At 65.8% G+C, this 25,710-nt stretch carries 25 protein-coding genes; 4 read left to right on the top strand and 21 right to left on the bottom strand.

Annotated elements, in window-relative coordinates; all coding sequences use genetic code 11:
* Positions 1-24 precede the first annotated feature (24 nt).
* The 11 genes from pdeM to XaplCFBP3123_RS02385 form a co-directional block, all read right to left on the bottom strand.
* Positions 25-669: a ligase-associated DNA damage response endonuclease PdeM gene (gene pdeM / locus XaplCFBP3123_RS02435; protein WP_104532652.1), complete on the bottom strand. Its 645-nt coding sequence runs from the start codon at positions 667-669 to the stop codon at positions 25-27.
* Positions 659-3,151 carry a ligase-associated DNA damage response DEXH box helicase gene (locus tag XaplCFBP3123_RS02430; RefSeq protein ID WP_104532651.1) on the bottom strand — a complete coding sequence of 831 codons (2,493 nt, stop codon included), beginning with the start codon at positions 3,149-3,151 and terminating at the stop codon, positions 659-661. Before XaplCFBP3123_RS02430 ends, pdeM begins: the two co-directional genes overlap by 11 nt.
* The gene (locus XaplCFBP3123_RS02425) at positions 3,148-4,752 is read right to left on the bottom strand and encodes an ATP-dependent DNA ligase (protein WP_104532650.1); all 1,605 of its coding nucleotides are present in this window, start codon (positions 4,750-4,752) and stop codon (positions 3,148-3,150) included. Before XaplCFBP3123_RS02425 ends, XaplCFBP3123_RS02430 begins: the two co-directional genes overlap by 4 nt.
* On the bottom strand, positions 4,749-4,982 hold the full coding sequence (locus XaplCFBP3123_RS02420) for a hypothetical protein (protein WP_104532649.1): 234 nt from the start codon (positions 4,980-4,982) through the stop codon (positions 4,749-4,751). Before XaplCFBP3123_RS02420 ends, XaplCFBP3123_RS02425 begins: the two co-directional genes overlap by 4 nt.
* On the bottom strand, positions 4,979-5,989 hold the full coding sequence (locus XaplCFBP3123_RS02415; RefSeq protein WP_104532648.1) for a ligase-associated DNA damage response exonuclease: 1,011 nt from the start codon (positions 5,987-5,989) through the stop codon (positions 4,979-4,981). The genes XaplCFBP3123_RS02420 and XaplCFBP3123_RS02415 overlap by 4 nt, the downstream gene beginning before the upstream one ends.
* Positions 5,990-6,318: 329 nt before the next feature.
* On the bottom strand, positions 6,319-6,684 hold the full coding sequence (locus tag XaplCFBP3123_RS02410; protein WP_102596395.1) for a hypothetical protein: 366 nt from the start codon (positions 6,682-6,684) through the stop codon (positions 6,319-6,321).
* Positions 6,681-7,238 carry a bactofilin family protein gene (locus tag XaplCFBP3123_RS02405; RefSeq protein ID WP_104532647.1) on the bottom strand — a complete coding sequence of 186 codons (558 nt, stop codon included), beginning with the start codon at positions 7,236-7,238 and terminating at the stop codon, positions 6,681-6,683. Before XaplCFBP3123_RS02405 ends, XaplCFBP3123_RS02410 begins: the two co-directional genes overlap by 4 nt.
* 96 nt (positions 7,239-7,334) lie before the next feature.
* Positions 7,335-9,044: a diguanylate cyclase gene (locus XaplCFBP3123_RS02400; protein WP_104532646.1), complete on the bottom strand. Its 1,710-nt coding sequence runs from the start codon at positions 9,042-9,044 to the stop codon at positions 7,335-7,337.
* Between the two features lie 122 nt (positions 9,045-9,166).
* The gene (locus XaplCFBP3123_RS02395) at positions 9,167-9,493 is read right to left on the bottom strand and encodes a hypothetical protein (RefSeq protein ID WP_016904095.1); all 327 of its coding nucleotides are present in this window, start codon (positions 9,491-9,493) and stop codon (positions 9,167-9,169) included.
* Positions 9,494-9,731: 238 nt separating this feature from the next.
* Positions 9,732-10,073: a hypothetical protein gene (locus XaplCFBP3123_RS02390; RefSeq protein WP_102596392.1), complete on the bottom strand. Its 342-nt coding sequence runs from the start codon at positions 10,071-10,073 to the stop codon at positions 9,732-9,734.
* A gap of 122 nt (positions 10,074-10,195) precedes the next feature.
* Positions 10,196-11,371, bottom strand: coding sequence for a thiolase family protein (locus XaplCFBP3123_RS02385; protein WP_104532645.1), 1,176 nt, complete (start codon positions 11,369-11,371; stop codon positions 10,196-10,198).
* 185 nt (positions 11,372-11,556) lie between these two features.
* Between XaplCFBP3123_RS02385 and XaplCFBP3123_RS02380 the strand changes: the two genes are divergently transcribed.
* Positions 11,557-14,409, top strand: coding sequence for an autotransporter serine protease (locus XaplCFBP3123_RS02380; protein ID WP_104532644.1), 2,853 nt, complete (start codon positions 11,557-11,559; stop codon positions 14,407-14,409).
* A 76-nt stretch (positions 14,410-14,485) separates the two neighbouring features.
* On the opposite strand, the gene XaplCFBP3123_RS02375 is transcribed toward XaplCFBP3123_RS02380, so the two are convergent.
* Both XaplCFBP3123_RS02375 and XaplCFBP3123_RS02370 read right to left on the bottom strand, forming a co-directional pair.
* Positions 14,486-15,586 carry a Glu/Leu/Phe/Val dehydrogenase dimerization domain-containing protein gene (locus XaplCFBP3123_RS02375; protein ID WP_104532643.1) on the bottom strand — a complete coding sequence of 367 codons (1,101 nt, stop codon included), beginning with the start codon at positions 15,584-15,586 and terminating at the stop codon, positions 14,486-14,488.
* 302 nt (positions 15,587-15,888) lie between these two features.
* Positions 15,889-16,416 carry a YgjP-like metallopeptidase domain-containing protein gene (locus tag XaplCFBP3123_RS02370; protein WP_104533244.1) on the bottom strand — a complete coding sequence of 176 codons (528 nt, stop codon included), beginning with the start codon at positions 16,414-16,416 and terminating at the stop codon, positions 15,889-15,891.
* A gap of 175 nt (positions 16,417-16,591) precedes the next feature.
* Between XaplCFBP3123_RS02370 and XaplCFBP3123_RS02365 the strand changes: the two genes are divergently transcribed.
* The gene (locus tag XaplCFBP3123_RS02365) at positions 16,592-16,765 is read left to right on the top strand and encodes a DUF1328 domain-containing protein (RefSeq protein WP_003489471.1); all 174 of its coding nucleotides are present in this window, start codon (positions 16,592-16,594) and stop codon (positions 16,763-16,765) included.
* Between the two features lie 176 nt (positions 16,766-16,941).
* Here the strand turns inward: XaplCFBP3123_RS02365 and XaplCFBP3123_RS02360 are convergent, their stop codons facing one another.
* A complete protein-coding gene (locus XaplCFBP3123_RS02360) occupies positions 16,942-17,196 on the bottom strand; it encodes a DUF2789 domain-containing protein (RefSeq protein WP_104532642.1) in 255 nt (84 codons plus the stop codon).
* A gap of 131 nt (positions 17,197-17,327) precedes the next feature.
* Between XaplCFBP3123_RS02360 and XaplCFBP3123_RS02355 the strand changes: the two genes are divergently transcribed.
* Positions 17,328-17,594, top strand: a complete 267-nt coding sequence (locus tag XaplCFBP3123_RS02355) for a DksA/TraR family C4-type zinc finger protein (RefSeq protein ID WP_104532641.1) — start codon at positions 17,328-17,330, stop codon at positions 17,592-17,594.
* A gap of 163 nt (positions 17,595-17,757) precedes the next feature.
* Here the strand turns inward: XaplCFBP3123_RS02355 and XaplCFBP3123_RS02350 are convergent, their stop codons facing one another.
* From XaplCFBP3123_RS02350 to XaplCFBP3123_RS02330, 5 genes are all read right to left on the bottom strand, one after another.
* A complete protein-coding gene (locus XaplCFBP3123_RS02350; RefSeq protein ID WP_104533243.1) occupies positions 17,758-18,351 on the bottom strand; it encodes a mechanosensitive ion channel family protein in 594 nt (197 codons plus the stop codon).
* A gap of 320 nt (positions 18,352-18,671) precedes the next feature.
* Complete coding sequence (locus XaplCFBP3123_RS02345) at positions 18,672-18,857, bottom strand: hypothetical protein (RefSeq protein ID WP_010366034.1); 186 nt, start codon at positions 18,855-18,857, stop codon at positions 18,672-18,674.
* 189 nt (positions 18,858-19,046) lie between these two features.
* Positions 19,047-20,423, bottom strand: a complete 1,377-nt coding sequence (locus tag XaplCFBP3123_RS02340; protein WP_104532640.1) for an Hsp70 family protein — start codon at positions 20,421-20,423, stop codon at positions 19,047-19,049.
* A gap of 122 nt (positions 20,424-20,545) precedes the next feature.
* Positions 20,546-21,019, bottom strand: coding sequence for an FKBP-type peptidyl-prolyl cis-trans isomerase (locus XaplCFBP3123_RS02335; protein WP_104532639.1), 474 nt, complete (start codon positions 21,017-21,019; stop codon positions 20,546-20,548).
* Between the two features lie 285 nt (positions 21,020-21,304).
* Complete coding sequence (locus tag XaplCFBP3123_RS02330) at positions 21,305-22,357, bottom strand: cation diffusion facilitator family transporter (protein WP_104532638.1); 1,053 nt, start codon at positions 22,355-22,357, stop codon at positions 21,305-21,307.
* Between the two features lie 97 nt (positions 22,358-22,454).
* On the opposite strand from XaplCFBP3123_RS02330, the gene XaplCFBP3123_RS02325 reads away from it, so the two are divergent.
* Positions 22,455-22,790, top strand: coding sequence for a zinc ribbon domain-containing protein YjdM (locus tag XaplCFBP3123_RS02325; protein WP_104532637.1), 336 nt, complete (start codon positions 22,455-22,457; stop codon positions 22,788-22,790).
* 191 nt (positions 22,791-22,981) lie between these two features.
* Here XaplCFBP3123_RS02325 and XaplCFBP3123_RS02320 read toward each other — a convergent pair whose 3' ends face one another.
* Both XaplCFBP3123_RS02320 and XaplCFBP3123_RS02315 read right to left on the bottom strand, forming a co-directional pair.
* Positions 22,982-24,037: a L,D-transpeptidase gene (locus XaplCFBP3123_RS02320; protein ID WP_104532636.1), complete on the bottom strand. Its 1,056-nt coding sequence runs from the start codon at positions 24,035-24,037 to the stop codon at positions 22,982-22,984.
* A 368-nt stretch (positions 24,038-24,405) separates the two neighbouring features.
* Positions 24,406-25,500, bottom strand: a complete 1,095-nt coding sequence (locus XaplCFBP3123_RS02315; RefSeq protein ID WP_104532635.1) for an alkene reductase — start codon at positions 25,498-25,500, stop codon at positions 24,406-24,408.
* Positions 25,501-25,710 lie beyond the last annotated feature (210 nt).

Below are 25,710 nucleotides of genomic sequence, written 5' to 3'. Positions count from 1 at the left end.
GCGGCCCACGCACGGCCGCGCCCGCTAACGCCCCGGTAATGCCAGCGCATCGCCTTCCACGCAGGCGACCAGGCGTTCGCCTTCGACCAGCGTTGGCACGACGCCCGCGGTGAAATGCGAGAACGCCGGCAGGATGGTGACGCGCTCGCGCAACCAGAACGCCGGCCAGCGACGCGACATGCCCGGTAGCGCGGCCAGCGGATGCAGATGCCCGCACAGCACGTGCCCGGTCGGATGCGGCAGCGGATCGTGGCGCAGCACGAAGGGGCCATCTTCCACCTGTTCGCCGGCCGGCTCGATATGCAGATCGGCGCCCGCCAAGGCGCGGTCGTGATTGCCGCGGATGGCGATCACGCGCAACGCGCAATGGCGCTCGCGCCATGCGCTCCAGCGGCGATGCCAGGCCGCGCGCGGTGCCGGTCCGTGCAGCAGGTCGCCGAGTATCCACAACGCGTCCACCTCGTGCTGTTCCAGCAGCGCATCCAACCGCTCCAGATCGTGCGCGGTGCCGCCGGCCGGCATCCCGATGCCGGCGCGACGGAACACATCGGCCTTGCCCAGATGCAGGTCGGCGATCAACAAGGCGCGCTGTGCCGGCCGATACAGTGCGCGTTCGCCGAGCAGTTCCACCGTTTCGCCGGCCAGCTGCAGCTGCACGCTATCGCCCATGTTTACGCTCCAGTTGTTCGGCAGCGCGCAACACGCGGGCCTTCCAGTCTTCGGTACTCAGCTGGCCGCGCACGCGTTCGGCCCATAACGGAAACGACAACGGGGTGAGGCTGCGCGGTTTGCACAGGCGTAGTTCTCGCCGCGCGCAATCTTCCAGTGCGTGCGCAAGCCGCGCCAGTTCGAGCTGGCCTTCGAACACTTCGCGCTCGGCCTGGGCAAGCAGCAGATGATCGGGATCGAAACGCTGCAACACGTCGTACAGCAATCCGCTGGAGGCCTGCAGCTGGCGCAGGCTGCGGGGTGTACGGCCGGGCAGCGATGGCGACAGCAGCCCGGCAACGCGCGCGATCTCGCGGAACTGGCGGCGCGCCAGCTCGCCCAGGTTGAGGCTGTCGCGCAGATCGGCGAACAAGCCCTCCGGCGACAGCAGCGCCTGCAGGACGCCCGCGTCGAGTTCCACGTCCTGCGCCGGCGACAGCACAAAGCCGTAATCGTTGGCGGCAAAACTGAAGGTATTGCGCTGACGCCGGCCCCAGCGCGCAGCCAGCAACGCGGCCAGCCCTTCGTTGACCTGGCGGCCGGCGAACGGATACACGAACACGTGCCGGCCATCGCGCGCCTTGATGCTTTCCACCACTAAATGGTCAGGGCCGGGCAACGCGGACAGGGACGATTGCAGGCGCAGCAATGGTGCCAGCGCCTGCATTTCCGGTGCATCGCCGGGATCGGCAAACACCGCTTCGACCTCACGCCCCAGGGCCGACGACAACGGCATTCGCCCGCCCATCCACTTGGGCACCACGCCGCTACCGCCCTTGGCCACGCGCACATAGGCGGTCATGTCTTCCAGCCGCACCAGCTCCAGCAAACGGCCGGCAAATTGAAACCGATCGCCACGGCGCAAACGGCCGACGAACTGTTCTTCCACCGCGCCCAGACGCCCGCCGCGCAGGAACTGCACGCGCACGCTGCCGTCGCTGGTGATCGTGCCGATGGACAGGCGATGCCGCAGCGCGACGCGCCGATCGACGACGCGATACACGCCCTCTTCGTCGCGCACGACCTTATGGAAATCGGGGTAATGCGCCAGCGCGCTGCCGCCTTGCACGATGAAGTCCAGCACCGCCTGCCAGGTGGCGTGATCCAGCGCCGCAAACGCATCGGTACCGCGCACCTGCTCGAACAACGCATCGGCCTGAAAGCCGCCACCCAATGCCAGGGTGACGCAGTGTTGCGCCAACACATCCAGCGACAAGCGCGGCGGTGGTCGCGCCTCGATCTGACCATGCACGATGGCGCGCCGCGCCGCGGCGTATTCCACCAGTTCCAGCGCATGCGAGGGGACGCACACCACATGTCCGGACTCGCCCGGACGGTGGCGCGCGCGGCCGGCACGTTGCAGCAGGCGCGCAATGCCCTTGGGGCTGCCGACCTGCAGCACCTGATCGACGGCGGGGAAATCCACGCCCAGGTCCAGGCTGGAGGTGGCGACCACGCAACGCAGGCTGCCGTCGCGCAAGCCGTGTTCGGCCGCCGCACGCAAGGACGGGTCCAGCGAGCCGTGATGCAACGCGAGCGTGGCCAGATCGTCCGGCCACACCGCACTCAAGGCCTGGTGCCATAACTCGGCCTGTGCGCGCGTATTGGTGAACACCAGGCTGGTGCGCTGCTGCATGATCTTCTGCAGTACGCGCGCCAGCTGCGCCAGACCCAGATGCCCGGCCCACGGAAAGCGCTCGCCGCTGTCGGGCAGCAACGTCTCCAGGGTCATCGCGCGGGGTTTGACGCCCGACACCAGCGCTGCATCCGGGCGATGCGGCAACAGCACGTCGCGCGCCTGGGCCAGATTGCCCAGCGTTGCCGACAGGCCCCAGATGCGCAGTTCCGGCGCCCAACCGCGCAGGCGCGCCAGGCACAGCTGTAGCAGCACGCCGCGCTTGTTGCCGAGCAGCTCATGCCATTCGTCGACGATCACGCAGCGCAGCGCCGACAACTGCGGCGCGGTGTCGGGGTAGGACAACAGCAAGGCCAGCGATTCGGGCGTGGTGACCAGCACATCGAGTTTGCCGCTGCGCGCCAGCCGTTTGTCGCGCGCGCTGGCGTCGCCGGTACGCAGGCCCACCTGCCAATCCAGCCCCAAGGCCTCCACCGGCTCGCGCAGCGCGCGTGCGGTATCGGCGGCGAGCGCGCGCAGCGGCGTGATCCACAGCACCTGCAGCGTGCGTTGCTGTTGGCGCCGTGCGGCCGTGGCGGGCTTGATCGCCGGCTTGCGTCCACGGGTGGACAAGGCCTCCAGCAGCGGCCCACCGAAGGCCGCCAGCGTCTTGCCGCTGCCGGTGGGCGTGTGCAGCAAGCCGGATTCGCCAGCGAGATAGCGCTTCCACACATCGCGTTGAAACGGCAACGGCGCCCAGCCGCGCTGCGCGAACCAGGCACGCCATTGTTGCAAGGGCGTGCCGCGTGTCTGCGCCGCAGCGCTCACCGTGCCAGCGCCTGCAGGCTGCTCAGGTGATCGGCCTCGCTCATCGGCTTGTCCTGCCGCCAGCGCAGGATGCGCGGGAAACGCACCGCAATGCCGGACTTGTGCCGCGCGCTGCGGTTGACCGCTTCGAACCCCAGCTCGAAGACATGATGCGCGGTGACTGCACGCACCGGGCCGAAGCGCTCGGTGGTGTTGGCGCGGATCCAGCGATCCAGCTGCAGGATCTCCTTGTCGTCCAGCCCCGAGTAGGCCTTGGCGATCGGCACCAGCTGACCCTCGTGCCATAGCCCGAAGGTGTAGTCGGTATACAGCGTGCTGCGGCGGCCGTGGCCGGCTTGCGCGTACAGCAGCACCGCATCGATGGTGAGCGGGTCGATCTTCCATTTCCACCAGTCGCCGCGTCGGCGGCCGGACTGGTAGATCGAGCTGGCGCGCTTGAGCATCAGCCCTTCCACACCGCGCTCGCGGGCATCCAGGCGCACCTGCGCGGCCGCCTGCCAGTCGCCGACCTGCACCAGCGGCGAGGCGATGATACGCGGGTCGGCGAGCGTGCCCAGCACCCCTTCCAGCAACGCGCGGCGCTCCTGCAAGGGGCGCTCGCGTAAGTCTTCGCCATCCAGCTCGAGCAGATCGTAGGCGACTACCCGCGCCGGCGCCGCTGCCAATGTCTTTGGCCCGGGCTTGAGCCGCTGGATGCGCGTCTGCAGGGCAGTGAACGGCATCGGCAAGGGCTGTTCCGGTTGCCAGGCCAACAGCTCACCGTCGATGACGGTGCCATCGGGCAACTGCAGCGCGGCCTGTTCGATTTCCGGGAAGCGGCCATCCAGGCGTTCTTCGCCACGCGACCACAGCGCCGCTTCGCCAGCGCGTCGGATCAGCTGCAGACGAATGCCGTCCCACTTCCATTCCAGCAACCAGTCATCGACCGCGCCCAGCGTTTCGACCTCGGATTCGAGTGGCGATGCGAGAAAGAACGGGTAGGGCTGTTGACGATCGCCGGGCAGTTCTTCGGCAGTCAGCAGGTTGGCCAGGTAGGTCGGATGTGGCCGCCAGCTGCCGAGCATGCGCTGTGCGATGCGTGCAATCTCGATCCCGGACATCTCCGCCAGCGCCTGCTGCACCAGGCGCTGCGACACGCCCACGCGCAAGGCGCCGGTCAGCAGCTTGTTGAACACCAGGCGCTCGTCGAAGGCCAGGCTGCGCCACGCCTGCACGATGCAGGCCTTGCGCACCTCGATGTCCTGGTTGGCGATCGGCAGCAACCGTTGTTCGATCCAGTCGGCCAACGGCAGATCGGCTGCGTCGGTGATCGGGTCGTCCAGCAACAAGGCCAAGGTCTCGGCCAGATCGCCGACATGGTCGTAACTGTCGGCCACCAGCCAGTCGGCGATCCCGGCGGTGTCGGTGATCCATTCGCGCAATTCGCCGCTGCTGGCGATGCGCATGCGCGTGCCGGCCACCTTGCCACCGGCCAGCAGATACAGCGCCCACGCCGCATCCAGCGGCGGCGCACTGCTGAAATAAGCGACCAAGGCCGCACGCTTGTCGAGCGTGCCGGTGCTGCGATCCAGGGTGCGGTACAACGCGGCAAATCGCTTCACGCCTGGCCCTGCAGCTTGGTGCGGTTGTCGGCAGCACGCAGCTCCAGCGCGCGCCGCGTAAATGCGCCCAGGCAGCGCTCACGCCGGTAGGGCCGTGGCGGCCCGATCACTGCCGCCGGCAGTGCGCGATGCACGCGAAATGCCAATGCGTGGCGGCCGAACGCGAGCGCGCCGGTCAAACGGATCCGTGGGCGGGCGCGCGCATAACGATGTGCAGGCAAGGGGTTCATTCCTCGGCTCCGAAATCGGTACGGAAGGCTTCGGCAGCGATGCCACGTTCCAGCAGATGCTGGATCAAGGCATCGGTGTTGCCGTGGGTGGCGATCACCCGCCGTGCGCCGGTGTCTTCGATGGTGCGCAGCAGGTCCGGCCAATCGGCATGATCGGAGACCACAAAACCGCGGTCGTAATTGCGCCGACGGCGGTTGCCGCGAATGCGCATCCAGCCCGATGCGAAGCCCTGCTGCGCATGCCGGAAGCGACGGATCCAGGCACTGCCGGCCGCCGATGGCGGCGCCAACACCAATTGCCCGGCATAGTCGGCGCCACGCGCATGTTCGCTGACTGGCTGGGTGTCCAGCATCGGGATGCCGGCCTGGCGATATACCTCCACGCCCACCGCGATCGCACCATGCAGCAACGCCGGTTGCGTGTCCCAGGCGCACAATTCGGCCAGCACGCGTTGCGCCTTGCCCAAGGCATAGCAATACAGAATGGCCGCCTCGCCACGCTCGGCGCATTCGTGGCGCCAGGCGACGATGTCGGCCGCGACATCGGAGGTGTCCGGCCAGCGATACACCGGCAGCCCGAAGGTCGCTTCGGTGATGAAGGTGTCGCAGGGCACCACTTCGAATGGCTTGCAGGTGGGATCGTGCTGGCGTTTGTAGTCGCCGGAGGCGACCCAGACTTCGCCATCCACTTCGATGCGCACCTGCGCCGAGCCGAGCACGTGCCCGGCCGGGTGCAACGACACCCGCGCACGTCCCAGCTCGAACGCTTCACCGTCGGCGTGCGTGTGATAGACCTGCTCGCCGAGGCGCCACTGCAGGATCGGCAAACTCTCGTGCGTGCAGTGGTATTCGCCCATGCCGCTGCGTGCGTGGTCGCCATGCCCATGGGTGATCACCGCACGCGGCACCGGCCGCCAGGGATCGATATGGAAGTCGCCCTGCGGGCAATACAGGCCTTCGGGCCCAAGCACCACCAGGTCGCCAGATTGTTCGTTGCCGTTGCGCATGCGGCAACTCTGGCCAAGCCGGTGTGCAGATCCTGAGAATGGGAATGGCACGCATCGGTGCTGTGGTGCGGCAAGCGCTTGCAGACGCCGGTTGCTCATTGCGTGAGTGCGTCATCAAGGCAAATTGAGCGAATCGATCAAACGCCTGGCGCGGTGCGAGCTGCGCCTTGAATGCAACGGGCACCTCAACGCCTCGCCCGGTTCCTTATCGGAGCAGTCAATTGAGACCAGGAAAATAAGACGCGCAAAAGCGAACACCCACGCACGCGCTAGCCGGCATCATCCGCGCCGATTCCCAATTCCCAATTCCCTATTCCCCGCCCCAACCACTAATGCCGCGACCGCCGTCCAGGCGAACGCACGGCAGTCGCCTCCACCGCCAGCGTAAAGCCGCGCTCTTCGCCGCCCTGCATCGCGCCGACGTCCACGACCTGGCGCCGAATCTCCTCGCCCTTGCCGTTACGCACCACCACCACCACGGTGTATTCCCATGGATCGCCATCGGCAGGATGGCGAATGGTGCCGTCGACCTTGAGCGGCACGATCGGTGCCGGCTGTGCGTGCTGCACCGCCGCCGAGTCGAAGCGCAGGTGATGCTTGCACGCAGGGCAGACGCTTGCGCTTTCCAGGATCGTCGCCTTGCAGTGCGGGCAGCTGCGCGTGGCACCGGGCGTGCCCGGGCGGGGCGCACTCATGTGGCGTCGCTGTCTCCGCTGACGACCGGCTTTGCCGCACCGACCGGTTTGCCGGTGTCCTCGCCCCAGCCGAAATCGGCCTGGCCGCGCATGCGTGCACCCGATGCCACGGTCAGGCTGCCGGCCTTGACGTCGCCGACCAGCACGCCGGAGGTCTGCAGCTCCACCTGCGCGGCCGATTCGATATTGCCCTCCAGCTCTCCGGCGATGATCACCTTGTTGGCGCGTACGCCGCCATTGAGCTTGGCGCCGCGCTCGATGGTGAGATCGCCCTTGACGTTGACATCGCCCTTGAAGCGACCGGCCAGGCGCACGTGACCGGCGCCCTCGATCTTGCCTTCGATGCTGATGTCGGCAGCGATCAGCGATTCCTTGGCCTCGCTGTGGCGCTGCGGTGTGGCTGCGGCGGGCGTGGCGCTCGGTGGCGCGGCGGCAGGGACCGGCGGTGCCGGGCTAGCCTCGGCAGTGAACAGCCGCCCATCGGCAGCGGGAACCTCAGGTGCTGCGGGAACGCCATCTTTCTTGTTGGGACCTTGATCGCGCCACATCGACATCGGACTGCCTCGCTAGGGGATCAAAACCGACTATCGCCGCGTGGACCGATCTTTTGTGTGACGGATTGCGCAAACCAACACCGATGGCGCGCTGGCTCAGTCCAACGCGTGCGTGGCGGCGCCATGCCGCTCGACCCGGTTACGGCCGCCGTGCTTGGCGACATACAAGGCCGCATCGGCCTTCTGGATCAGGCTCGCTCCCAGCTCGCCATCGACCGGGAAGCTGGCCACGCCGATCGAGGCCGTCACCCGCGGCAGCGAGCGCGGGCCGTCGCTGACTGCCAGGGCCGCGATATGGCCGCGAATGTCCTCGGCCACACGCAGTGCCTCGCTACCGTCAGCCTCGGGAAGAATGACCGTGAACTCTTCGCCGCCGTAGCGGCAGGCCACGTCTTCGGCACGCAGACGGGTCAGCAGCAACTCGCCCAGCGCCGCCAGCAGCAGATCGCCGCCGGCGTGGCCCTGGCTGTCGTTGAATTGCTTGAAGTGGTCCACGTCCAGCATCAGCACCGACAACGGCAGGCCGCGGCGTGCGCAGCGCGCCAGTTCGTGGCTGAGCGATTCCTCCAGATAGCGGCGGTTGTACAGGCCGGTCAGCGCGTCGCGAATGGACTGCCGGCGCAGCGATTCGCGCAGGCGCAGATTGCTCAGCGCCAAGGACAACTGTTCGGCGGCTGCCTCGGCGATCTCCAGACGTGGCATCGGCCCCGGACCCGGCGAAGACAGGAACAGGAATCCGAGCTGGGTGCCCTGCGCGGACATCGGCAGGCATGCGGTGGTGACGGAGGTGTCGCGCGCGGGCGCACCGATGTGCGCACACAGCGCGTCCCGGCCCAGGTCTTCGATGATGTGCGGTTGCCCACGGCGCAGCGCCCAGCACCCTTCAGGCGACAGATGCGGCGCACTGTGCACCAGCGGCTCGCCCCAATGGCTGATCGCCTCGGCGCGATCTTGCGAGGCACGCAGCAGATACACGCTTCCGGCAACGCCCGGCAGCAGGCTGGCCAGGGTGCGGCTGGTCACCACCAGCGCCTCTTCTGCGCTGATGCAGCTTTGCAGCAGGCCGGTGTAGCGGCTGAGCAGATTGAGATCGGCGGTACTGCGTTGCAGCGCCACGACGCTGTCGCCCAACTCGCGATTGGCCTGTGCCGCCAACTGTTCGGCCTGCGAGCGGTGACGCAATTCGCGCATCAGCAAGGCATAGACGGTGCCCACCACGGCCAGCCCGAACGGGATGCCGGCCAGTGCCAGCGCCAGCAACAAGGCCGCACTCTGCCGGCTGCTTTCGGCGCGTTGCGCCAGCAGTTCCTGCTCGCGTTGCACCATGGTCAGCGACTGCTCGCCGATCGCACTGGTGGTGCGGAAAGCGGTCTGGCGGATGCCGGCACGCGCCGGCTCCAGGCCGTCCTGCGCGTACACGTCGAGTATGTGCTGGATCTGCCGCAGTCGCGTTTCCACCAATCGCCGCAAGGTGTCCAGGTGCTGTACCTGGGCGGGGTTGTCGGCGATCAGGCGGCGCAGGTTGCCGAGCAGGATCGGCAGGCGCTCGACGCTGGTCTGATAGTCGAGCAGATAGGCATCGTTGCCGGTCAGCAGAAAGCCGCGCTGCGCCGATTCGGCGTCCAGCACGCGCGCCTGGATCTCATCGATCCGGCCGATCACTTCATGCGTATGTGACACCCAGGCAGCATCTGCCAGCGAGCGACGTGCACCGACGAAGATGCCGACGCCGATGGCTACGAAGACCAGCGCGGAAAAAAAAAGCGCCAGCTGGCTGCGGCGGCGCGCAGTAAAAGAGTAGGGCATGGACGGATGCTAGCCCTAGCCTGCCAGACTCGACAACACGAGGCTGCCGTTGGCAGGACGCAGACGCGCCGGTGCAATCTCGCCGGCGCATCTGCAAACTGCTGATACGGTCACACGGTCGATCAGTGCTGCGGATGTTCGGCGTCGTGCTTGTCGGCATTTTGCTCGGCCTTGTTTGCCATCTCGCGCGTCTTGTCGGCGGTGGCGTCTGCGGCATTGGCGGTCGCGCGGCTCGCATCGGCGGCCAGTTCGCGTGCTGCCACGCGTGCATCGGCCGTGGCGGCCTTGGCCTGCACGGCGGCGCGATCGGCAGCTTGTTCGGTCGCAGCCGCCGCGTGCTTGGCAGCGGAAGCTGCGTCGCGTTGCGCCTGCTCAGCGTCAGGGCCTTGGCAAGCGGCGAGAGTGAGAGCGGCGATGGCGCTCAACGACAGCATACGGATCGTTTTCATGGGTGGTCCTGTTCCTGTTCCGGTGTTGGAAGGCGGAGCTTAGGCACGGACCGATGCAGCCGGCGTCAATGCGGTTCTGGCCATTCAGCCAGTAGGCGGCATGCGCCGTACACGCCGGGACATGGCGCGGGTTCGACGGTCTGGCAGCGACGCAGTCCGGTCACTGTCAATCGCAGCCAAAGAAAAAGCCGCTGGAAACCAGCGGCTTTCTCCGAACTCGCTTGGAGCTAAGAAGTGATTACTTCTTGGCTTCTTCGGCGGTGTCCTTAGCAGCTTCGGCGGTGTTTTCAGCCGTCTTGGCAGCGTCGGCAGCCTGGTCAGCAGCAGCGTCGGTGGCGGCGCCGGAAGCAGCCTGGGCAGCGTCAGCAGCGGTGTCAGCCGAAGCGGCGGCGGTGTTGGCAGCAGCCTGAGCGGCGTCAGCCGACTGCGAGCCCGAAGCAGAAGCCTGGTCAGCAGCGGTCTGAGCGTCGGCAGCGGCTTCGTTGGCCGAAGCAGCAGCGTCCTGAGCCTGTTCCGGCTTCGAGCAAGCGGTCAGGGCCAGGCCCAGAGCCATTGCGATCAGCAGCTTGTTAATGGTCATTGTTTCAATCCTCGTCGTTAGATTAGGCAACGCGCTATTGCGCGCCCCCGACATGATGACGGTCCAAAGACCAGTGTCAAGCGTGCGCGCATTCAGTTTTGCAAAATCGCCGTTAAAAACAATTAAATCAATTCGATAGCGATGGCAGTCGCTTCGCCGCCGCCGATGCACAGCGTCGCGATTCCGCGCTTGCCACCGCGCGTGCGCAACGCATTCACCAATGTCACCACCAGGCGGGCGCCGGATGCGCCGATCGGATGCCCCAGTGCGCAGGCACCGCCGTTGACGTTGACCTTGTTGTGCGAAATGCCCAGCTCGGCGATCGGCGTCATCGCCACCACCGCGAATGCTTCGTTGATTTCGAACAGATCCACTTCGTCCAATTGCCAGCCGATCTTGCCGATCAAGGTCTGGATCGCAGCGACCGGCGCGGTGGTGAACCACTCAGGTTCCTGTGAGTGGGTGACATGCCCCACGATGCGCGCCAACGGTGCGATGCCACGACGTTGCGCCTCGTCTGCGCGCATCAGCACGGTGATCGCCGCGCCATCGGAGATGCTCGACGAACTGGCGGCGGTGACGCTGCCGTCCTTCTTGAAGGCCGGCTTCAGGGTCGGGATCTTGGCGATGTCGGATTTGCCGGGCTGCTCGTCGCTGTCGACGACCACCTCGCCCTTGCGCGTGGCCACCGTGACCGGAACGATTTCATCGGCGAATGCGCCGCTGCGCTGGGCAGCTTGCGCGCGTTCGACCGAGGCGATCGCAAACGCATCCTGATCGGCGCGGCTGAAACCGAACTTCCCGGCGGTGGCCTCGCCGAACACGCCCATCGCCTGGCCGTCGTAAGGGTTGGTCAGGCCATCCCAGGCCATGTGGTCGACCGCCTGGAAGTTGCCGTAGCGGTTGCCGGTGCGCGAATTGGGCAGCAGATGCGGCGCATTGCTCATCGACTCCATGCCCCCGGCGACCACGATGCTGGCCGAACCGGCCTTGATCAGATCGTGTCCGAACATGATCGCCTTCATGCCCGAGCCGCACACCTTGTTGATGGTAGTGGCGCCGGTCGAGGTGGGGATGCCTGCGGCAATCGCCGCCTGACGTGCGGGCGCCTGGCCCAGGTTGGCGGGCAACACGCAGCCAACGATGACTTCTGAAATGTCGGCCGGCGCGACGCCGGACTGCGCCAGCGCGCCTTCGATCGCAGCAGCGGCGAGCGTCGGCGCCGGCACACCGTTGAATTGACCAAGGAACGAGCCGATGGCAGTGCGTTTGGCAGCAACGATGACGATGTCGGACATAAAGAAGATACCGTTTAAAGTGAAACGATTATCTGCCTCATGGTCGGTTCGCGCCAGCACGCGCCGGTGCTGCGATATCCGCTACGCAATCAAATGCGACAGTTGTGTGAGGATGCAGTATAAAGACCGCGTTCGGGCCCGGGATTGGGCCCTATCCATGGAATGGGTTCGGGGAGAACATCCAAATGAAGAAGACAGACGTCGCCAGGACTGTCCTGGCCTCGGCGTTGGCCGTGGCATTGACCGCGTGTGGCGGCGGTGGTGGGGGCGGTGGCATCCGTCCTAGCACGCCGACTGCACCGCCACCGACGTCGCCGCCACCGCCGCCGCCCACTTCACCGCCGCCGCCTCCGCCGCCGCCGGTGGTCGCACCGCCGACGACGCCGGAACCTGCATTCGACGCGCATTTGACGCTGACCAACGCACGCGCTGCGCAGGCATTGGGGTTCACCGGTGCGGGGTATCGCATCGGCGTGATCGATACCGGCATCAATACCAATCATCCGGCCTTGCAGGGACGGGTCAGCAACAGCTTCATCTATGTGGATCCGCGCACGAACAATGTCGCCGCGGGCGATGTGGTGGGCCACGGCACGGTGGTCGCGCAGCTGGCAGCCGGGCGTGCAGTGGGCCAGTGGCCGGGCGGCATCGCCAGCGGCGCCGGCCTGGTGTCGGCACGCATCATCAGCGACGAAGCGCCGGACGACGATGGCAGCGGCGAAGGCAACGAGGTCGACGGCCCGCTTGGACTGGGTCCGGTGCATGCCGATCTGATCAGCGCAGGCGTGCGCATCATGAATAATTCCTGGGGCGGGCTGTATTGGAACGACCCGGCGGTCACCAATCAGGTCGCGCAGGAATACCGGCCGTTCGTCATCGGCAACGATGGGCTGGTGGTGTTCGCTTCGGGTAACGAATCCAGATCGCAACCGTCCGATACCGCCGCGCTGCCCAGCCAGGTGGGCCCGAATGGAACGCTGCCGGCAGCCGATCTGGAGCGCGGCTGGTTGGTCGTCGCTGCGCTGGATACCGCCAATCCGACGCAGCTGGCGTCGTACTCCAATGCCTGTGGCGTGGCCATGCGCTACTGCCTGGTGGCGCCGGGCACCTCGATGTTCCTCGATCCCGATGCGACCGCCAGCAATATCCGCTACTTCTACGGCAGCGGCACCTCGTTTGCGGCGCCGCTGGTCTCCGGTGCGGCTGCGCTGGTGTGGCAGGCGTTTCCGTACTTCAGCAACGATCTGGTACGGCAGACGCTATTGGGAACGGCCACTGATCTGGGCGCGGCCGGCGTCGACCCGACCTTCGGCTACGGCCTGCTCGATGTCGGCAAGGCGGTGCTGGGGCCGGCGCGTTTTGACTGGGGCACGGTGAATGTCACCGTCGATGAGTTGCGTTCGACATGGGCAAACGACATCAGCGGTAGTGGCGGTTTGAGCAAGAGCGGTTCCGGTACGCTGATACTGAGCAGCACCAACAACACATTCACCGGCGATACCCAGGTGCTGGACGGCACCTTGCAGACGGCCAGCCTGCAGAGTGCGCGCGTCGACATCTTCAATGGTGCGACGTTGATCGGAGCAGGCAGAATTGCCGGCACGGTTTCCAATAGAGCGAGCACGCTGCAGGTCGGCGGCGCGGCTCTCACAATCGGCGGTAACTATACCCAGGGCGAAGACGGGCGCCTGGCGTTGAATGTCGGCGACCGCTTGAACGTGACAGGAACCGCGAGTATCGCTGGCGACCTGCAGGTACTCGGCCGCCGCGATTACGTCGTCAACAACACGACCTACACTTTGCTGCAAGCAAACGGAGGGCTACAGGGGACATTCGGTTCGCTCACTAACGGGCCTGCAGTCACGTTCCTCGACGCCACATTGAGCTATGACAGCAACAACGCTTACATTTCGCTGCAGCGCATGGATGTAACCGCGGTCGCCGCGTCTCTTGGCGCGATCGGCACTGCATCAATGGATTCGGCAATCCGCGTCGAGCAAGCGTTCCAGCAGGTGGATGCGCAGCAACTGCAAGGCACTGGCGGCATCAGCAGCGGGTTTATCCGCGCCGCGGCGGCGTTGCAGCAGTCGCCGGATGCCAAGGCTGCCGCCGATTCGCTGCGGAGTCTGTCCGGCCGTGCGCATGCCGAGTCGGCAGCGATGACCTTCGACACCATCGATCTGGGCAGGCGTGCGTTGGCGGCGCATTTCGATGGGGTGTCGCAGCAGCCGCGCATGCTGGGCGTGTGGCAGCGTGCGCTGGGCGGGCCGGGCGAGGGTGGGGCGACCACCGCAGGATTCGCTACCTCCGGCTGGATGATGGGCAACGACCTGCGCCTGGCGTCCGGCGCAGTCACTGGTTTCGCCTTCGGCGAAACGCGCTCCAGCAGCCTGGGCGATCTGGACGGTGCACGTGGGCGCGATCGGCAGGTGCAGGGGCAGCTGTACTGGGGTACCACGCTGGGCTCGGCGTATACCTTGAGCCAGTTGGGTTTCGGCAACGTCAACCGGCAGATCGAGCGCAGCCTGCAGCTGGGCGAAGAGCGCAGCAATGCCTTCAGCGACTACAGCGGCAGTTACCTCAGCGGCAACCTGGAAACCGGGTATCGCCTGGGTGGCGCGCACGCCAGCCTGACACCCTACATGGGCCTGGATTACGTGCGTCTGCGCAGCGAAGGATTCCGCGAGAGCGGTGGCGATGGCTTCGGCTTGCGTGCCGATGCCAGCACGTCCTCGCGCACCCAGGCGCTGGCCGGCGTGCGTTCGGCCTATCGCTGGCGCGGCGTGCAGCTCGGCGGTTATGCCGAATGGCAGCAGGCGTTGAGCAGCGAAGGCTTGATGCTCGACGCCAGTTTCATCGGCGTGGACGCATGGGCGCCATTGCGCGGCATGCAGCCGGCGCGCTCAGGTGGCCTGTTCGGCATCACCGCGGCCGCGCCGTTGGGGCAGCAGAGCCAGTTGCGCTTCGGCTACGATCAGCGGGTGGGCGAGCGCGGTGACGATCGCGCGCTGAGCCTGCGCTACAGCGCCGATTTCTGATCGGCGCGTTGCACGGACAAGCGGTCGTGCTTGATCGATACCTCACCTGTCCAGGCAACGTGCCTGGACAGGTGGATCACTCGCCGCGCAGCTTGTGCAGAAAGCGCGGTGCGGTGCGGCCCAGCGGCAGTTTGAGCTTGCTGATGGCCTCGATACGCGCCTCGGCAATCTGGTCGGCGGCCTGCTGCGGCGCGACGCCCAACCGGGTGGACAGGTCGAACACCTTTTCCAGGTTGTGATAGATGCTGCGGATCAGGCGCATCGCACGTTCGCGGTTGTAGCCGTCGATCTCCAGCGACACATTCATCACGCCGCCGGCATTGACCACGTAATCGGGCGCATACAGGATGCCGCGTTTGTGCAGCTCTTCGCCGATGGCGGCGCTGGCGAGCTGGTTGTTGGCGGTGCCGCAAATGATCTTGGCCTTCAGCCGCGGCAGCGTGTCTTCGTCGATCGCGCCTTCCAGCGCGCAGGGGGCGAACACATCGGCCGGCACCTGATAGATCTCCTCGGTGCTGACCGCTTCGGCGCCGTATTCGGCCACCGCGCGGTCCACCAGCGCCGGGTTCAGATCGGCCACATAGAGTTTGGCGCCGCGTTCCTTTAGCAGTTTCACCAGCTCCATGCCGATATGGCCCAGGCCCTGGATCGCGATGCTCGCCTTGCCGACTTCCTCGTGGCCGAGCCTGCGATTGAGCGAGGCCATCAACGCCTGCAACGCACCGTAGGCGGTGAACGGGGCCGGGTCGCCGGAGCCGCGATGCACCTGGTGGACGCCGGTGACGTACTCGCTCTCCAGATAGATCTGTTCCATGTCGTTGACGTCTGTGCCAACGTCCTCGGAGGTGATGTAGCGCCCGCCCAGGGTGTCGACAAAACGACCGAATGCGCGAAACAACGCTTCGCTCTTGTCGCTCTTGGGGTCGCCGAGGATCACCGCCTTGCCGCCGCCGACATTCAATCCCGCCAGCGCGTTCTTGTAGGTCATGGTGCGGCTGAGCCGCAGTGCATCGTTGAGCGCCGCCTCGCTATTGGGGTAGGGGCGCATGCGCACGCCACCCAACGCGGGCCCGAGACGGGTGCTGTGCAGCGCGATGATCGCCTTCAGGCCGGCGTCGCGGTTGTGACAGAAAATCACCTGCTCGTGGCCGGTGGTGTCGAGGGTTTCGAAAAGCATCGAAGGCTCCGCGGGGCTGCGTGATGTGCCTTCCCTGAGGCCGGGCCGGAACCCGTGCAATGGGAAACAAAAAACGCGACGTCTGCAGACCCTGTCCGATCACGTCGCGCTGCAACATTTTAAACCACGTCGGCGGGGGCTGGTGTATGAATCTGTTCACCAATGCCGATAGCGGCGCTGCCGAAACCACAAGATCCCCAGCCATTGACTCCCTGCGCTGACACGCAGGCCGCTGGATGTGCAATCTAGTTATGCTTGAAAAAGCTGCGACGCCGGCCCTGCCTTCCCTCGCCAGTGCGCGATCAAGCGTCCGTGGACAGCGCCAGATTGGTCAGATACAGACGCAGGTCGAACTCCAGTTGGTGGTAGTCCGGGCTCATGTGGTTGCACAGCTGGTAGAAAGCCTTGTTGTGATCGGCCTCTTTCAGATGCGCCAGCTCGTGGGCGACGATCATTTGCAGGAACGGTTCGGGCGCATCGCGGAAGATCGAGGCGATGCGGATCTCGCGGCTGGCTTTGAGCCGGCTGCCGTGGACGCGCGAAATCGCCGTATGCGTGCCCAGCGCATGCTTCACCACCTGCAAATGGTTGTCGTAGAGCGCCTTGTGCAGGGTGGGCGAGGAGCGCATGTAGCGCTCCTTCATGGCCTTGACGTAGTCGTACAGCTGCCGGTCGCTGCGGATGCTGTGGCGATCCGGATAGCGGCGTGCCAGCACCAGTGCGAGTTTGTCCTGCGCGATCAGCTCGCGCACCTGGTCCAGGACGGCGGGCGGGTAACCGGCGAGATAGCGAAGAGTGTCCATGCCAATCGATTGCTGCGAGGTGCGCATGATCGCCGATGCCAGCGCTGCTGGCGACTCCGTACGTGCCAATGTGGCGTCGTGTGTCAGGCGTATTCACGAATGCGGCACATCCGGATGCGTAGCGTGCAGCGCATGTCTTGCGGCACGACCGCGCAAGCACACGACTGAACACGGCACCGTGCCGGATGAGGAGACAACAAACATGATCAAGTGGGCCATTATTTTCGCCATCATCGGACTGATTGCCGGTGCGCTCGGGTTCGGCGGCATGGCGGGCGCTGCGATGGGGATCGCCAAGTTCCTGTTCTGGGCCGGCATCATCATCGCGATCGTGCTGTTCGTACTCGGCATGACGATCGCCAAAAAGGTGACCTGACCCCGGAAAGCGCGACTGCGGCGTGCGATTCGCATGCCAGCCGCATTCACCCGGAAAGCAGAAGGAGCGGCCACTGGCCGCTCCTTTTTTGCTTATGCAATTTGCTGACTCGACGAAACCACAAACAGACCGGGAGCGAGATCCAGCGCAGGGTGATCGCTGCGTTCTTGCGCAGGTCAGACGCCGGTGTTTTCGGCAGTGGTGTGCAGGGCAATATTGAGTTGATCGATGGTCACGATCCAGTCGGCATCGTCGAGGCGCTCTTCACGCAGCAACTGCGCCTGCCCCGGCGTCCAGAATGGCGCCTCCTCCAGGCGCATATCGCCCGGCAGCGGAGCGTGTTCATCAATGAACTTGCGAATGCTGACTTCATCCGATGGCAGGCCCAACTGGGCGAATAATTCGGAGAACGGGTGGACGGGTTGTTCCATTGCGACTTCCTCGAAGAGTGCGAATGAGCGGATGCTAAAGCACCTGATTTGAGCGCGCTGTGCACGTCCGGCTTGGATTTGCCCGCGCGCATGCCCATATTCCAGTTCTGAGCAGACAGGCCGAGGCGAGCATGGCGATCGGATGGGCAGGTGATGGGGCGGTGCAGGACCAGATCGATGCAACCGTCGAAGATGCGATCAAGCGCGCGCGGAGCCAGCTGCATCAGGGCCCGAGCCTGACTCACTGCGAGGAGTGCGATGCACGCATTCCCGAGGCGCGCCGCAAGGCAGTGCCGGGCGTGCACCTGTGCGTGAACTGTCAGCAAGCGCACGACCTTGAGCAGGCGGCGCAAGGCGGCTACAACCGCCGTGGCAGCAAGGACAGCCAGCTGCGTTGACTGCCGTGAAGGCATCTTTAGCGCAATCGGCAAAAGCGACTGCGCTTGCCGCCAGGCGGGCGCGGCCATTGCTCGGCCCTACATGCGCCACTCGCACGCCGGGTCTGCTGGATGCGTCGATCGTACGACCTGACACCTGCTCGCGACGCCTTGTCTGTCCCTCTCAGTTGGCGTTGAAGTGGCTGGTTTCGCGCCAGCGCCGCGTGGTGCGCTGGAAGAACAGGCTGTTGGGAACCTGCAGCACGCTACCGGCGTGATCGCCGGTTTCTTCGAGGGTCGTGTAAATCACATTGATGTCGATCACACGGCCCTTCAGGCCCGGCTTGTCGCCGCCTTCCAGCAGCTCGATGTGGTCGTGCAGGCGGAACGGGCGCGTGGTGATGATCAGGAAGGTGCAGAAGATATTGGACAGCACGCTCCATGCCGCGAAGAACGCCACTGCACCGACCGCCGCGAATCCGGTGAACGCGGTCCACAAGGTGCCGCTGGAGACGCCCAGCGCGTTCAGTACCGTCAGCACCGCAGTGACAGAAATGACGAAGCTGCCCACGCGACGGATGCCGATCATCATTTCCGCCGGCAGGCTGTAGCGCGTACACAGGCGTCGCAGCACCTGCCGCAGCAGCAACCGAACCAGTGCGGCAACGGTGAGGATCAACACGATCTGGACCGTCAGCACTGCAACGGTCAGCCACTGCGGATTCCAGTGCGGCAGCAGGCTACGGATCATGGTGGGCAAAGCGTCGGACGCGGACATCACATCGTGCAGGTTCACTGAGAACGCCCATTGTAGCGGGGTCGTCATTGCGCAGCCGGTGCGCGGGGTGAATGCTCGCTCTGCCTGCGGCGACAGCGGGATTTACTCGAAACGGCTGCGATGGCTTGCGGCATCGCAGGCGCGTGTGGTCCAAGGCGCTCGCCGCTTTTCGATGCGCATCGATGGAGGCCAACACGGCGATGCAGCAGCGACCGAAATCCCGATTACAGCAACTGATCGCCTGTAACAACCGAGGCCGGAAACGAACGCGCCACCTTGCGGTGGCACGTCGATACAACGCTTCGGCTTGCGGGTAACGCTTAGGCGATCTTGTCGCCGTCGTTACGCGCGGGGCCGAAGTTGGTGGTGAGCACTTCGATCCGGCCGCCGGTCTTGCGGAACGCGGCGATGTCGGCAGCGATGCGCTCACGACTGAGCGGCTGCGACTTGCCTTCGCTGCGAGCGATGCTGGGCTGGGATTTCTGCTTGGTCGCGGGACGTGCCATGTGGCCTCCTGTAGCGGGGAAGTGCGGTGACACCGCGTGCGGCTAGGGTGGTGCGCGCGGACGCGGTGTCGAGAGGTGCGGTCGCGTTCGGTGCGCAATCGCGGTGGCACGGCAAGCGTGCCTTGCTGACAAGACGGCTAAGCGCCACGCAGCAACCGTGCATTATAAGGGATGCTGACGCGGCTTGCGTTAACCGCCCGACGAACGGGCTCCGGCTGCCGCCGCCCAGGCCAGGCCCTGCACCACGCCGAAGGACGGATCGCCCTGCACCAGGCGCGATTCGGGAAACGCGGCTGCCACCGTGTCGCGGATATAGCCGGCACGCGACATGCCGCCGGTCAGAAACAACGTCGCAGGCGGCGCATCCAGGTCGGTACGGACCTGCGCAAGCAAGCCTTCCAGTTCGCCCAGATAGCTGGAAGCGGACGCAACCAGCGTGCTGGACTGCACCTCCACCTCTAGCCCGCGTTCGATGAAGTCCAGCGCGGCCTGGTGCCGGTCGCGCTCGCTGAGCGCGATCTTGCAGGCTTCCACGCCGCGATACAGGCGCGCGGTGTTGCCGGTGTCCTGCAGCGCTTGCAGGCGCTTGTCGAACGGGGCGGGGACGTCCTGGTACTTGTGCAGGCGGAATTCGCGCTGGCGGGTCATGTCCTGCACCATCGCCGCTTCCACGTAATGATGGGTAGGCACGCGGGTGATGCCGCGGCCGAACAGCGGCATGTAGGCGGCCAGACTCAGCGCCAGATCGATGTCGGTACCGCCACGCGCGATGCCCCAGGCACGGTGGACCTGCGGCGCGGCGCTGCCGCCGACGCTGGCATGGGCGATGTCGGTGGTGCCGCCGCCGATGTCCACCACCACGGTGTCGTGGCGGCTGTCGTGACTGACGTGGTAATGCATCGCGGCCGCCGCCGGTTCTTCGAGGAAATCCACCTGGTCGAAGCCGGCAGCGATCGCGGCGGTCTGCAGAATCTCCAGCGCCTGCGCGTTGCCGGCCTCGCCGATGGAACTGCGGAACTGCACCGGGCGGCCCAGCGTGGCGCTGCGGATATTGACGTCGAACTGGCGCGAGGCGGTGAGCCGGATGTGTTCCAGCACGTGCGTGGCGATGCCGGTGATGGTCTGGCGCGCGCGCGGATGCAGGTTATAGCCCAGCATCGATTTGGGGCTCTGCACCAGGCTGCCTTCGCCTTCCAGGAAATACGCATCCAGCGCTTCGTCGCCATAGACCGCGTTCTGCAGCAGGGCGGCGGAGCTGCGCGGTTCGCGCACCTGTTCTTCCATCCATTGGCGGCGCACGATGCGGATCGCGTCGCGGCGCAGGCTGTCGGTGCTGGACGTGCGGCCGGCCGCGGCGGCGTCGCGACGGGCGGAGTCGATCAGCCGTTCGACCTCGTATTCCAGCGCCGGGGTCAGGCTGAAATCGTCCGGGTCGCGCATGGTCTCGGGGAAATACACCGTGGTGCGGAACTGCAAGGCCTCGCCGAAGCGCACCGGCACCACCTGGCCATCGACGATCGCCGCAGCGGCGGAGTTGCTGGTACCGAAGTCGATGCCGAGTTTCATGCGGACGGGCCTGTAAGCGGGCCGCGCACTTTACTACTTCTGCCGCCGGCCACGCCCGTCACCCCCTGTTCGGACGTCGCAGCAGCCGAACTGCCGCATGCCGCAGGCACGCGACACACCAGTCAGGCCGCGACGCTGGCGACCTGACCTTCGTTCAGTTCTTCGGTGGTGGCTTCGCGCACCTCGATGACTTCGACCGCAAAGTGCAGGGTCTGCCCGGCCAATGGATGGTTGCCGTCGACGGTGACCTGCTCCGTGCCGACCTCGGTGACGGTGACCAGGACCGGGCCCTGCTGCGTGCGCGCCTCGAACTGCACACCCGGCACGACCTCGATATCGGTCGGAAATGCCTCGCGCGGCACCTGCTGGATCAATTGATCATGGCGCGGGCCATAGCCTTGTTCGGGTACGACATCGGCAGTGAGCGTTTCGCCGACGCGTTTGCCGTCCAGTGCCTGTTCCAGGCCGGGCACGATGTTGCCGGCGCCATGCAGATAGCTCAGTGGCGTATCCGGCGTCGAACGATCCAGGACCTGGCCGCTGTCGTCGGAAAGAGTGTAATGAATGGTCGCAACGCGACCCTGGCTGATTTCCATTGGAAACCTCCATGACGGTGATCGAGTGGGATGCGTCGGCTGACTCACGACGCCAAGAGTTGGTGCCCGCATACCGTAGGCAATCGACCCGGATGATGCAACCGCAGCCGGGGCTGCGGTTATGGCGAGGATCAGTTTGGTGGTGACGATGTCACCTCTGCCATGCAACCGATTCCTGCGTGCTGCGTCGGTGCTCGACCGTGAGCGGGTCGATGCGCGTCACGTTGCAGCGTTTGGCCGCATTGCACCGCAGCCCGATGCACGCATTCCATCGCCTGCAGTGCGCTAATCCTTCTCGGCCCCACGTTCGATCTGGGTGCGGCGCGCGTGCCAGGTTTCCGGCGTCTGCGGCTTGACGAACAGCGCGGTGAGCTCGGGGTGCTGGCGCTTGGCGGCCGCTTCGATGCGCCCCACGCAGGCCTCGATCTGGGGCGTGGTGCGGCTGTCCTCGAACTCGGCGCTCAGTGCGGCGACCACCTGGTTCGGGCCCATCTGCATGGTCAACACGCCGTTGGCGGCACGTACGTCCGGATCGCTGGCGGCAATGCGCAGCAGCGATTCGGTGACGTGCGCATGCGCGGGTTCGCCGATCAGCAGGCCCTTGGTTTCGCGCGCCAACAAAAATGCGGTGAAGGCCAGCACGCAGGCAATGCCGATCGAGGCGATGCCATCCAGCTCGGGCATGTCCAGCAACTGCGCGCCGGCCAGGCCCAGCACCGCCATGAACAAGCCGATCAAGGCGGCGCTGTCTTCCAGCAGCACGGTGAACGTGCTGGGGTCCTTGCTTTGCCGAAATGCCTGGAAATACCCCATGCGGCCCTTCTTGGCGCGGAACTCGCGCAATGCCACCACCCAGGAAACGCCTTCGAACACGATCGACACGCCGAGCACGATGTAGGCGATCAGATGGCTCTTGGCCGGCTCGGGATTGCGCAGATGCACGATGCCCTCGTACAGCGACACGCCTGCGCCCATCGCGAACACCAGTAGCGCAACGATGAAACTCCAGAAGTACAGCTCGCGTCCGTAACCGAACGGATGCGTCGGCGTCGGTGCCTGCGCTGCGCGGCGCAGGCCGTACAGCAGCAGCACTTCGTTGACGGTGTCCACCAGCGAATGCACGCCTTCGCTGAGCATCGCCGAGCTGCCCGAAATCCCTGCGGCGATGAATTTCGCGACCGCGATGGCAAGGTTGCCGGCCAGCGCGACATAGACGACCAGATGCGAGCCGGTTTTCTTTGCCGCGCCCGGTTCGCCAGCCGCAGGCTCGGTGGATCCTGGCGTAGCGCCGGGGGCTTGGGGAACCGATGGGTTAGGCACGTGCGACCTGCAGGACATTCGACAAGCGCCGCACTATCGCGCTGGCGCCGTGCCGGAGACGTGATCGCGTTGCCGGGAGGCTACAATCCATGCCCGTTTTGAAACTAGGAATCGCATGTCTTCCGTTCCCGCCTGCCCGCAATGTGGCCTGGACAATACCTATGCCGATGGCGCGTTGTGGATTTGCGCAGACTGCGGCTTCGAATGGAGCGCAGGCGAATCCGCCGCGACTGCGGTGGTGGTGCGTGACAGCAACGGCAACCTGCTGCAGGCCGGCGACACGGTGACCGTGATCAAGGACCTGAAGGTCAAGGGCTCGTCGATTCCGCTCAAGCAGGGCACGCTGATCCGCAACATCCGCCTGGTCGAAGACGATGCCGAACACATCGAAGGCAATTCGGAAAAGATCAAGGGCCTGGTTTTGAAGACCTGTTTTCTTCGCAAGGCGTAAGGTGATTGCGGCTTCAGTCACATGTTATCCAGCGTCTGTAGGAGCGCGCTTGCGCGCGATGAAACGTTATCCATACCTCTTCATCGCGCGCAGGAGCGCTCCTGCGCTGCGGCAAGATCAATCGCGCGGATATCCCGCCGCCACGGTGCAACTCTGGCGCATCCGCACGGCCGGGCCGCCGCGCGTGGTGCTCAGGGCGCCTCGGGCGGATCCGAATCCAGCACCTGCAGCTTGCCGCCGGTGGTTTCGGGAAGGATGCGTTGGTCGGTGGCCACCAACACCACACCAGGCGTCAGCAGCGGCAGCAGGCCGGCCAGGAATGCCGGCGGCACCTGCAGCCGGGCGATGGTGTCGGCATCCAGCGGCTGTCCTGCCGCGACGCTGCTGCCGGGGATGCCGATGCGCATCCAGTTGGGCATGCGTTGACCGGGCAAGCCAGGCACCTCGCCAGGCAGGAAGCCCTGGCCGACGATGAACGCCTGCGTGCCCAGCGGCGCGGCACCGGCCTGCGCGCGCAATGCCACTTGCGCGCGTCCGATTTCCACGCCGTTGCGATACACCACCAGTTGCTGATCGCGACTGCTGACCAGCATCGAGATCGGGCCCGTGGGCGCCAGCTCCGGTTGCCACGCAAAGCTCTGGCCGTTGGGCAGCGGCAGCAACGCACGCTGCGCGCCGGTGGTCGGGTCGATCGGGCTGAGCGCGCGGGGATGCACCACCGCGTCCGCATCCACGCCGGCCTGCGCGACCACCACCACCATCCCCATGTTGGAATTGTCGAACAGCAGCCGCGCGAATTCCGACGGCAGATGCACGCAGCCATGCGATTCCGGATAGCCGGGCAGGCCGCCTGCATGCAGGGCCACGCCGTCCCAGGTCAGGCGTTGCTGATACGGCATGGGCGCGGCGTTGTAGAGGTTGGAGCGGTGGTCCTTGTCCTTCTGCAGGATGGTGAACACACCGGTCGGTGTCTCATGCCCGGGCTTGCCGGAGCTGATGGTGGAAACGCCGATCAGGATGCCGTTGCGATACGCATACGCGCGTTGCTCGGTGAGGCTGACGATCACCGCCATCGGCCCCCAGCCCTTGCTGACGCCGCCCCAGACCCATTCGCCCGGCTTGAGGTCGGCCGGTGCTGTTTCGGCAGGGCTGGATTGGCGCGCGCCCCAGAACGGCACGGCAAGCGCTGGCCCACAGATCAGCAGCGTGCAGAAAACAACAGCAGTGAGCAGGGGCCGCATCGGCATTCCAGAAAGCAGTGTCGGCACGATCCTAGCGGGGCAGGGTGCGCGCGTCATGTGGTTGCTGCCGATATCGCGACGATGCGAAGGCACCGGCATTGCGAGGGGCGGTTGGGTGCGCGTTTGCGTATTCGCTGGGCCCGTGGCGCAGCACACGCACAAGTGCCTGGTCTTGCGCGTTGATTCGACGATCGATTGGGCAGCTGTGCGATGGCCGCCGCATCGCGATGCAGTCGGGCAAGGGATGCGTATCGCGCTTACACGAAACACCGGGCCGGCGACGTGCTCAGACCCGACGTGCGCGCATGGACGGGCCGATCCGGCGCGTCGGCTGCGCTCGCTTGATCCGAGCGCAGCCGGTGTGTCGGCGAAAGTTAGTTCGGCAGGGCGGGGTAGTCGGTATAGCCCTTGGCACCACCGCCATACAGGGTGGCCTGGTCGAGGTCGGCCAGCGGGGCGTTCTCGCGCAGGCGGCGCACCAGATCCGGGTTGGCGATGAAGGGCCGGCCGAAGGCGATCGCATCGGCGTAACCGCTGTTGATGGCGTGGTCGGACAGCGCCTGGTCGTAGCTGTTGTTGGCGATCCAGGCGCCGTCGAACTTTGCGCGCAACGCGGCATAGTCGAAGGCGACGTTGTCGCGCGCACCGCCGGTTGCCCCTTCGATCACGTGCACGAAGGCCAGCCCGCCGATCAGGTTGAGACGCTCCACCGCACGTTCGAACAAGGGCTGCGGATCGGAGTCGTGCATGCCGTACACCGGCGTGACCGGCGACAGCCGCACGCCGGTACGCTCGGCACCGATCTCGTCGGCGATCGCCTGCACCACTTCGGTCAGCAGGCGGGTCCGGTTTTCGATGTCGCCGCCGTATGCGTCGGTGCGCTGGTTGGAGCCGTCACGCAGGAATTGGTCGAGCAGGTAGCCGTTGGCCGCATGCACTTCCACGCCGTCGAAGCCGGCATCGATGGCATTGCGCGCGGCGATGCGGTAGTCCTCGATCAATGCGGGGATTTCGTCCAGCGCCAGCGCGCGCGGCTCGGAGACATCCTGGAAGCCGTCCTTGGTGTAGGTCTTGCCCTCGGCGCGGATGGCGCTGGGCGCCACCGGCGATTCGCCAGGCGGCAGCACGCTGGTGTGCGAGACGCGGCCCACATGCCATAGCTGCAGCACGATCTTGCCGCCACGGCGATGCACCTCATCGGTGACCGCACGCCAGCCCTGGACCTGCTCGGCGGTGTGGATGCCGGGGGTATCCAGATAGCCCTGACCCAGCGGACTGATCTGCGTGCCTTCGGCCACGATCAATCCGGCACTGGCGCGTTGGCCGTAGTACTCGGCGGCGAGCGGCGAGGGCGCCTGCCCGGCGGCGGCGCGATTGCGCGTCAGCGGCGCCATGATCACGCGGTTGGCAAGATCCAGCGCGCCCAGGCGCACGGGGGAGAACAACGGGGATTCAGTGGATTTGGACATCAGCAACCAATTGGGTGTGGATCACGCGCCAGGCGCGACACCGCGCCGATCGCGAGTGCCCCCTAGCGATGGTGGCGGCCCGAAGCGGATTCGAGCGGTAGCGATAGGACACAGCGTCTCCTGTCGCGTCAAAAGCAGTCAAACTGTGATGTGCCGGGGGCCTGGCGCTGAATCGCAACAGGCGTCGCGCTTTCTTCGATTGCTGCGTTG

Source organism: Xanthomonas arboricola pv. populi (assembly GCF_002939945.1).
Lineage (GTDB): Bacteria > Pseudomonadota > Gammaproteobacteria > Xanthomonadales > Xanthomonadaceae > Xanthomonas > Xanthomonas arboricola_A.
Note: the sequence above shows the minus strand (reverse complement) of the source record. Positions and strands in the feature narration are given on the sequence as shown.

Coding starts and splice junctions, on each gene's coding strand:
- XaplCFBP3123_RS02390 (WP_102596392.1), bottom strand. CDS start 10,073: ATGACCATTAACAAGCTGCTGATCGCAATGGCTCTGGGCCTGGCCCTG.
- XaplCFBP3123_RS02380 (WP_104532644.1), top strand. CDS start 11,557: ATGAAGAAGACAGACGTCGCCAGGACTGTCCTGGCCTCGGCGTTGGCC.
- XaplCFBP3123_RS02340 (WP_104532640.1), bottom strand. CDS start 20,423: ATGAAACTCGGCATCGACTTCGGTACCAGCAACTCCGCCGCTGCGGCG.
- XaplCFBP3123_RS02325 (WP_104532637.1), top strand. CDS start 22,455: ATGTCTTCCGTTCCCGCCTGCCCGCAATGTGGCCTGGACAATACCTAT.
- pdeM (WP_104532652.1), bottom strand. CDS start 669: ATGGGCGATAGCGTGCAGCTGCAGCTGGCCGGCGAAACGGTGGAACTG.
- XaplCFBP3123_RS02375 (WP_104532643.1), bottom strand. CDS start 15,586: ATGCTTTTCGAAACCCTCGACACCACCGGCCACGAGCAGGTGATTTTC.
- XaplCFBP3123_RS02320 (WP_104532636.1), bottom strand. CDS start 24,037: ATGCCGATGCGGCCCCTGCTCACTGCTGTTGTTTTCTGCACGCTGCTG.
- XaplCFBP3123_RS02360 (WP_104532642.1), bottom strand. CDS start 17,196: ATGGAACAACCCGTCCACCCGTTCTCCGAATTATTCGCCCAGTTGGGC.
- XaplCFBP3123_RS02350 (WP_104533243.1), bottom strand. CDS start 18,351: ATGTCCGCGTCCGACGCTTTGCCCACCATGATCCGTAGCCTGCTGCCG.
- XaplCFBP3123_RS02315 (WP_104532635.1), bottom strand. CDS start 25,500: ATGTCCAAATCCACTGAATCCCCGTTGTTCTCCCCCGTGCGCCTGGGC.
- XaplCFBP3123_RS02335 (WP_104532639.1), bottom strand. CDS start 21,019: ATGGAAATCAGCCAGGGTCGCGTTGCGACCATTCATTACACTCTTTCC.
- XaplCFBP3123_RS02410 (WP_102596395.1), bottom strand. CDS start 6,684: ATGAGTGCGCCCCGCCCGGGCACGCCCGGTGCCACGCGCAGCTGCCCG.
- XaplCFBP3123_RS02355 (WP_104532641.1), top strand. CDS start 17,328: ATGGCGATCGGATGGGCAGGTGATGGGGCGGTGCAGGACCAGATCGAT.
- XaplCFBP3123_RS02345 (WP_010366034.1), bottom strand. CDS start 18,857: ATGGCACGTCCCGCGACCAAGCAGAAATCCCAGCCCAGCATCGCTCGC.
- XaplCFBP3123_RS02330 (WP_104532638.1), bottom strand. CDS start 22,357: ATGTCCTGCAGGTCGCACGTGCCTAACCCATCGGTTCCCCAAGCCCCC.
- XaplCFBP3123_RS02415 (WP_104532648.1), bottom strand. CDS start 5,989: ATGCGCAACGGCAACGAACAATCTGGCGACCTGGTGGTGCTTGGGCCC.
- XaplCFBP3123_RS02420 (WP_104532649.1), bottom strand. CDS start 4,982: ATGAACCCCTTGCCTGCACATCGTTATGCGCGCGCCCGCCCACGGATC.
- XaplCFBP3123_RS02400 (WP_104532646.1), bottom strand. CDS start 9,044: ATGCCCTACTCTTTTACTGCGCGCCGCCGCAGCCAGCTGGCGCTTTTT.
- XaplCFBP3123_RS02365 (WP_003489471.1), top strand. CDS start 16,592: ATGATCAAGTGGGCCATTATTTTCGCCATCATCGGACTGATTGCCGGT.
- XaplCFBP3123_RS02405 (WP_104532647.1), bottom strand. CDS start 7,238: ATGTCGATGTGGCGCGATCAAGGTCCCAACAAGAAAGATGGCGTTCCC.
- XaplCFBP3123_RS02385 (WP_104532645.1), bottom strand. CDS start 11,371: ATGTCCGACATCGTCATCGTTGCTGCCAAACGCACTGCCATCGGCTCG.
- XaplCFBP3123_RS02395 (WP_016904095.1), bottom strand. CDS start 9,493: ATGAAAACGATCCGTATGCTGTCGTTGAGCGCCATCGCCGCTCTCACT.
- XaplCFBP3123_RS02370 (WP_104533244.1), bottom strand. CDS start 16,416: ATGCGCACCTCGCAGCAATCGATTGGCATGGACACTCTTCGCTATCTC.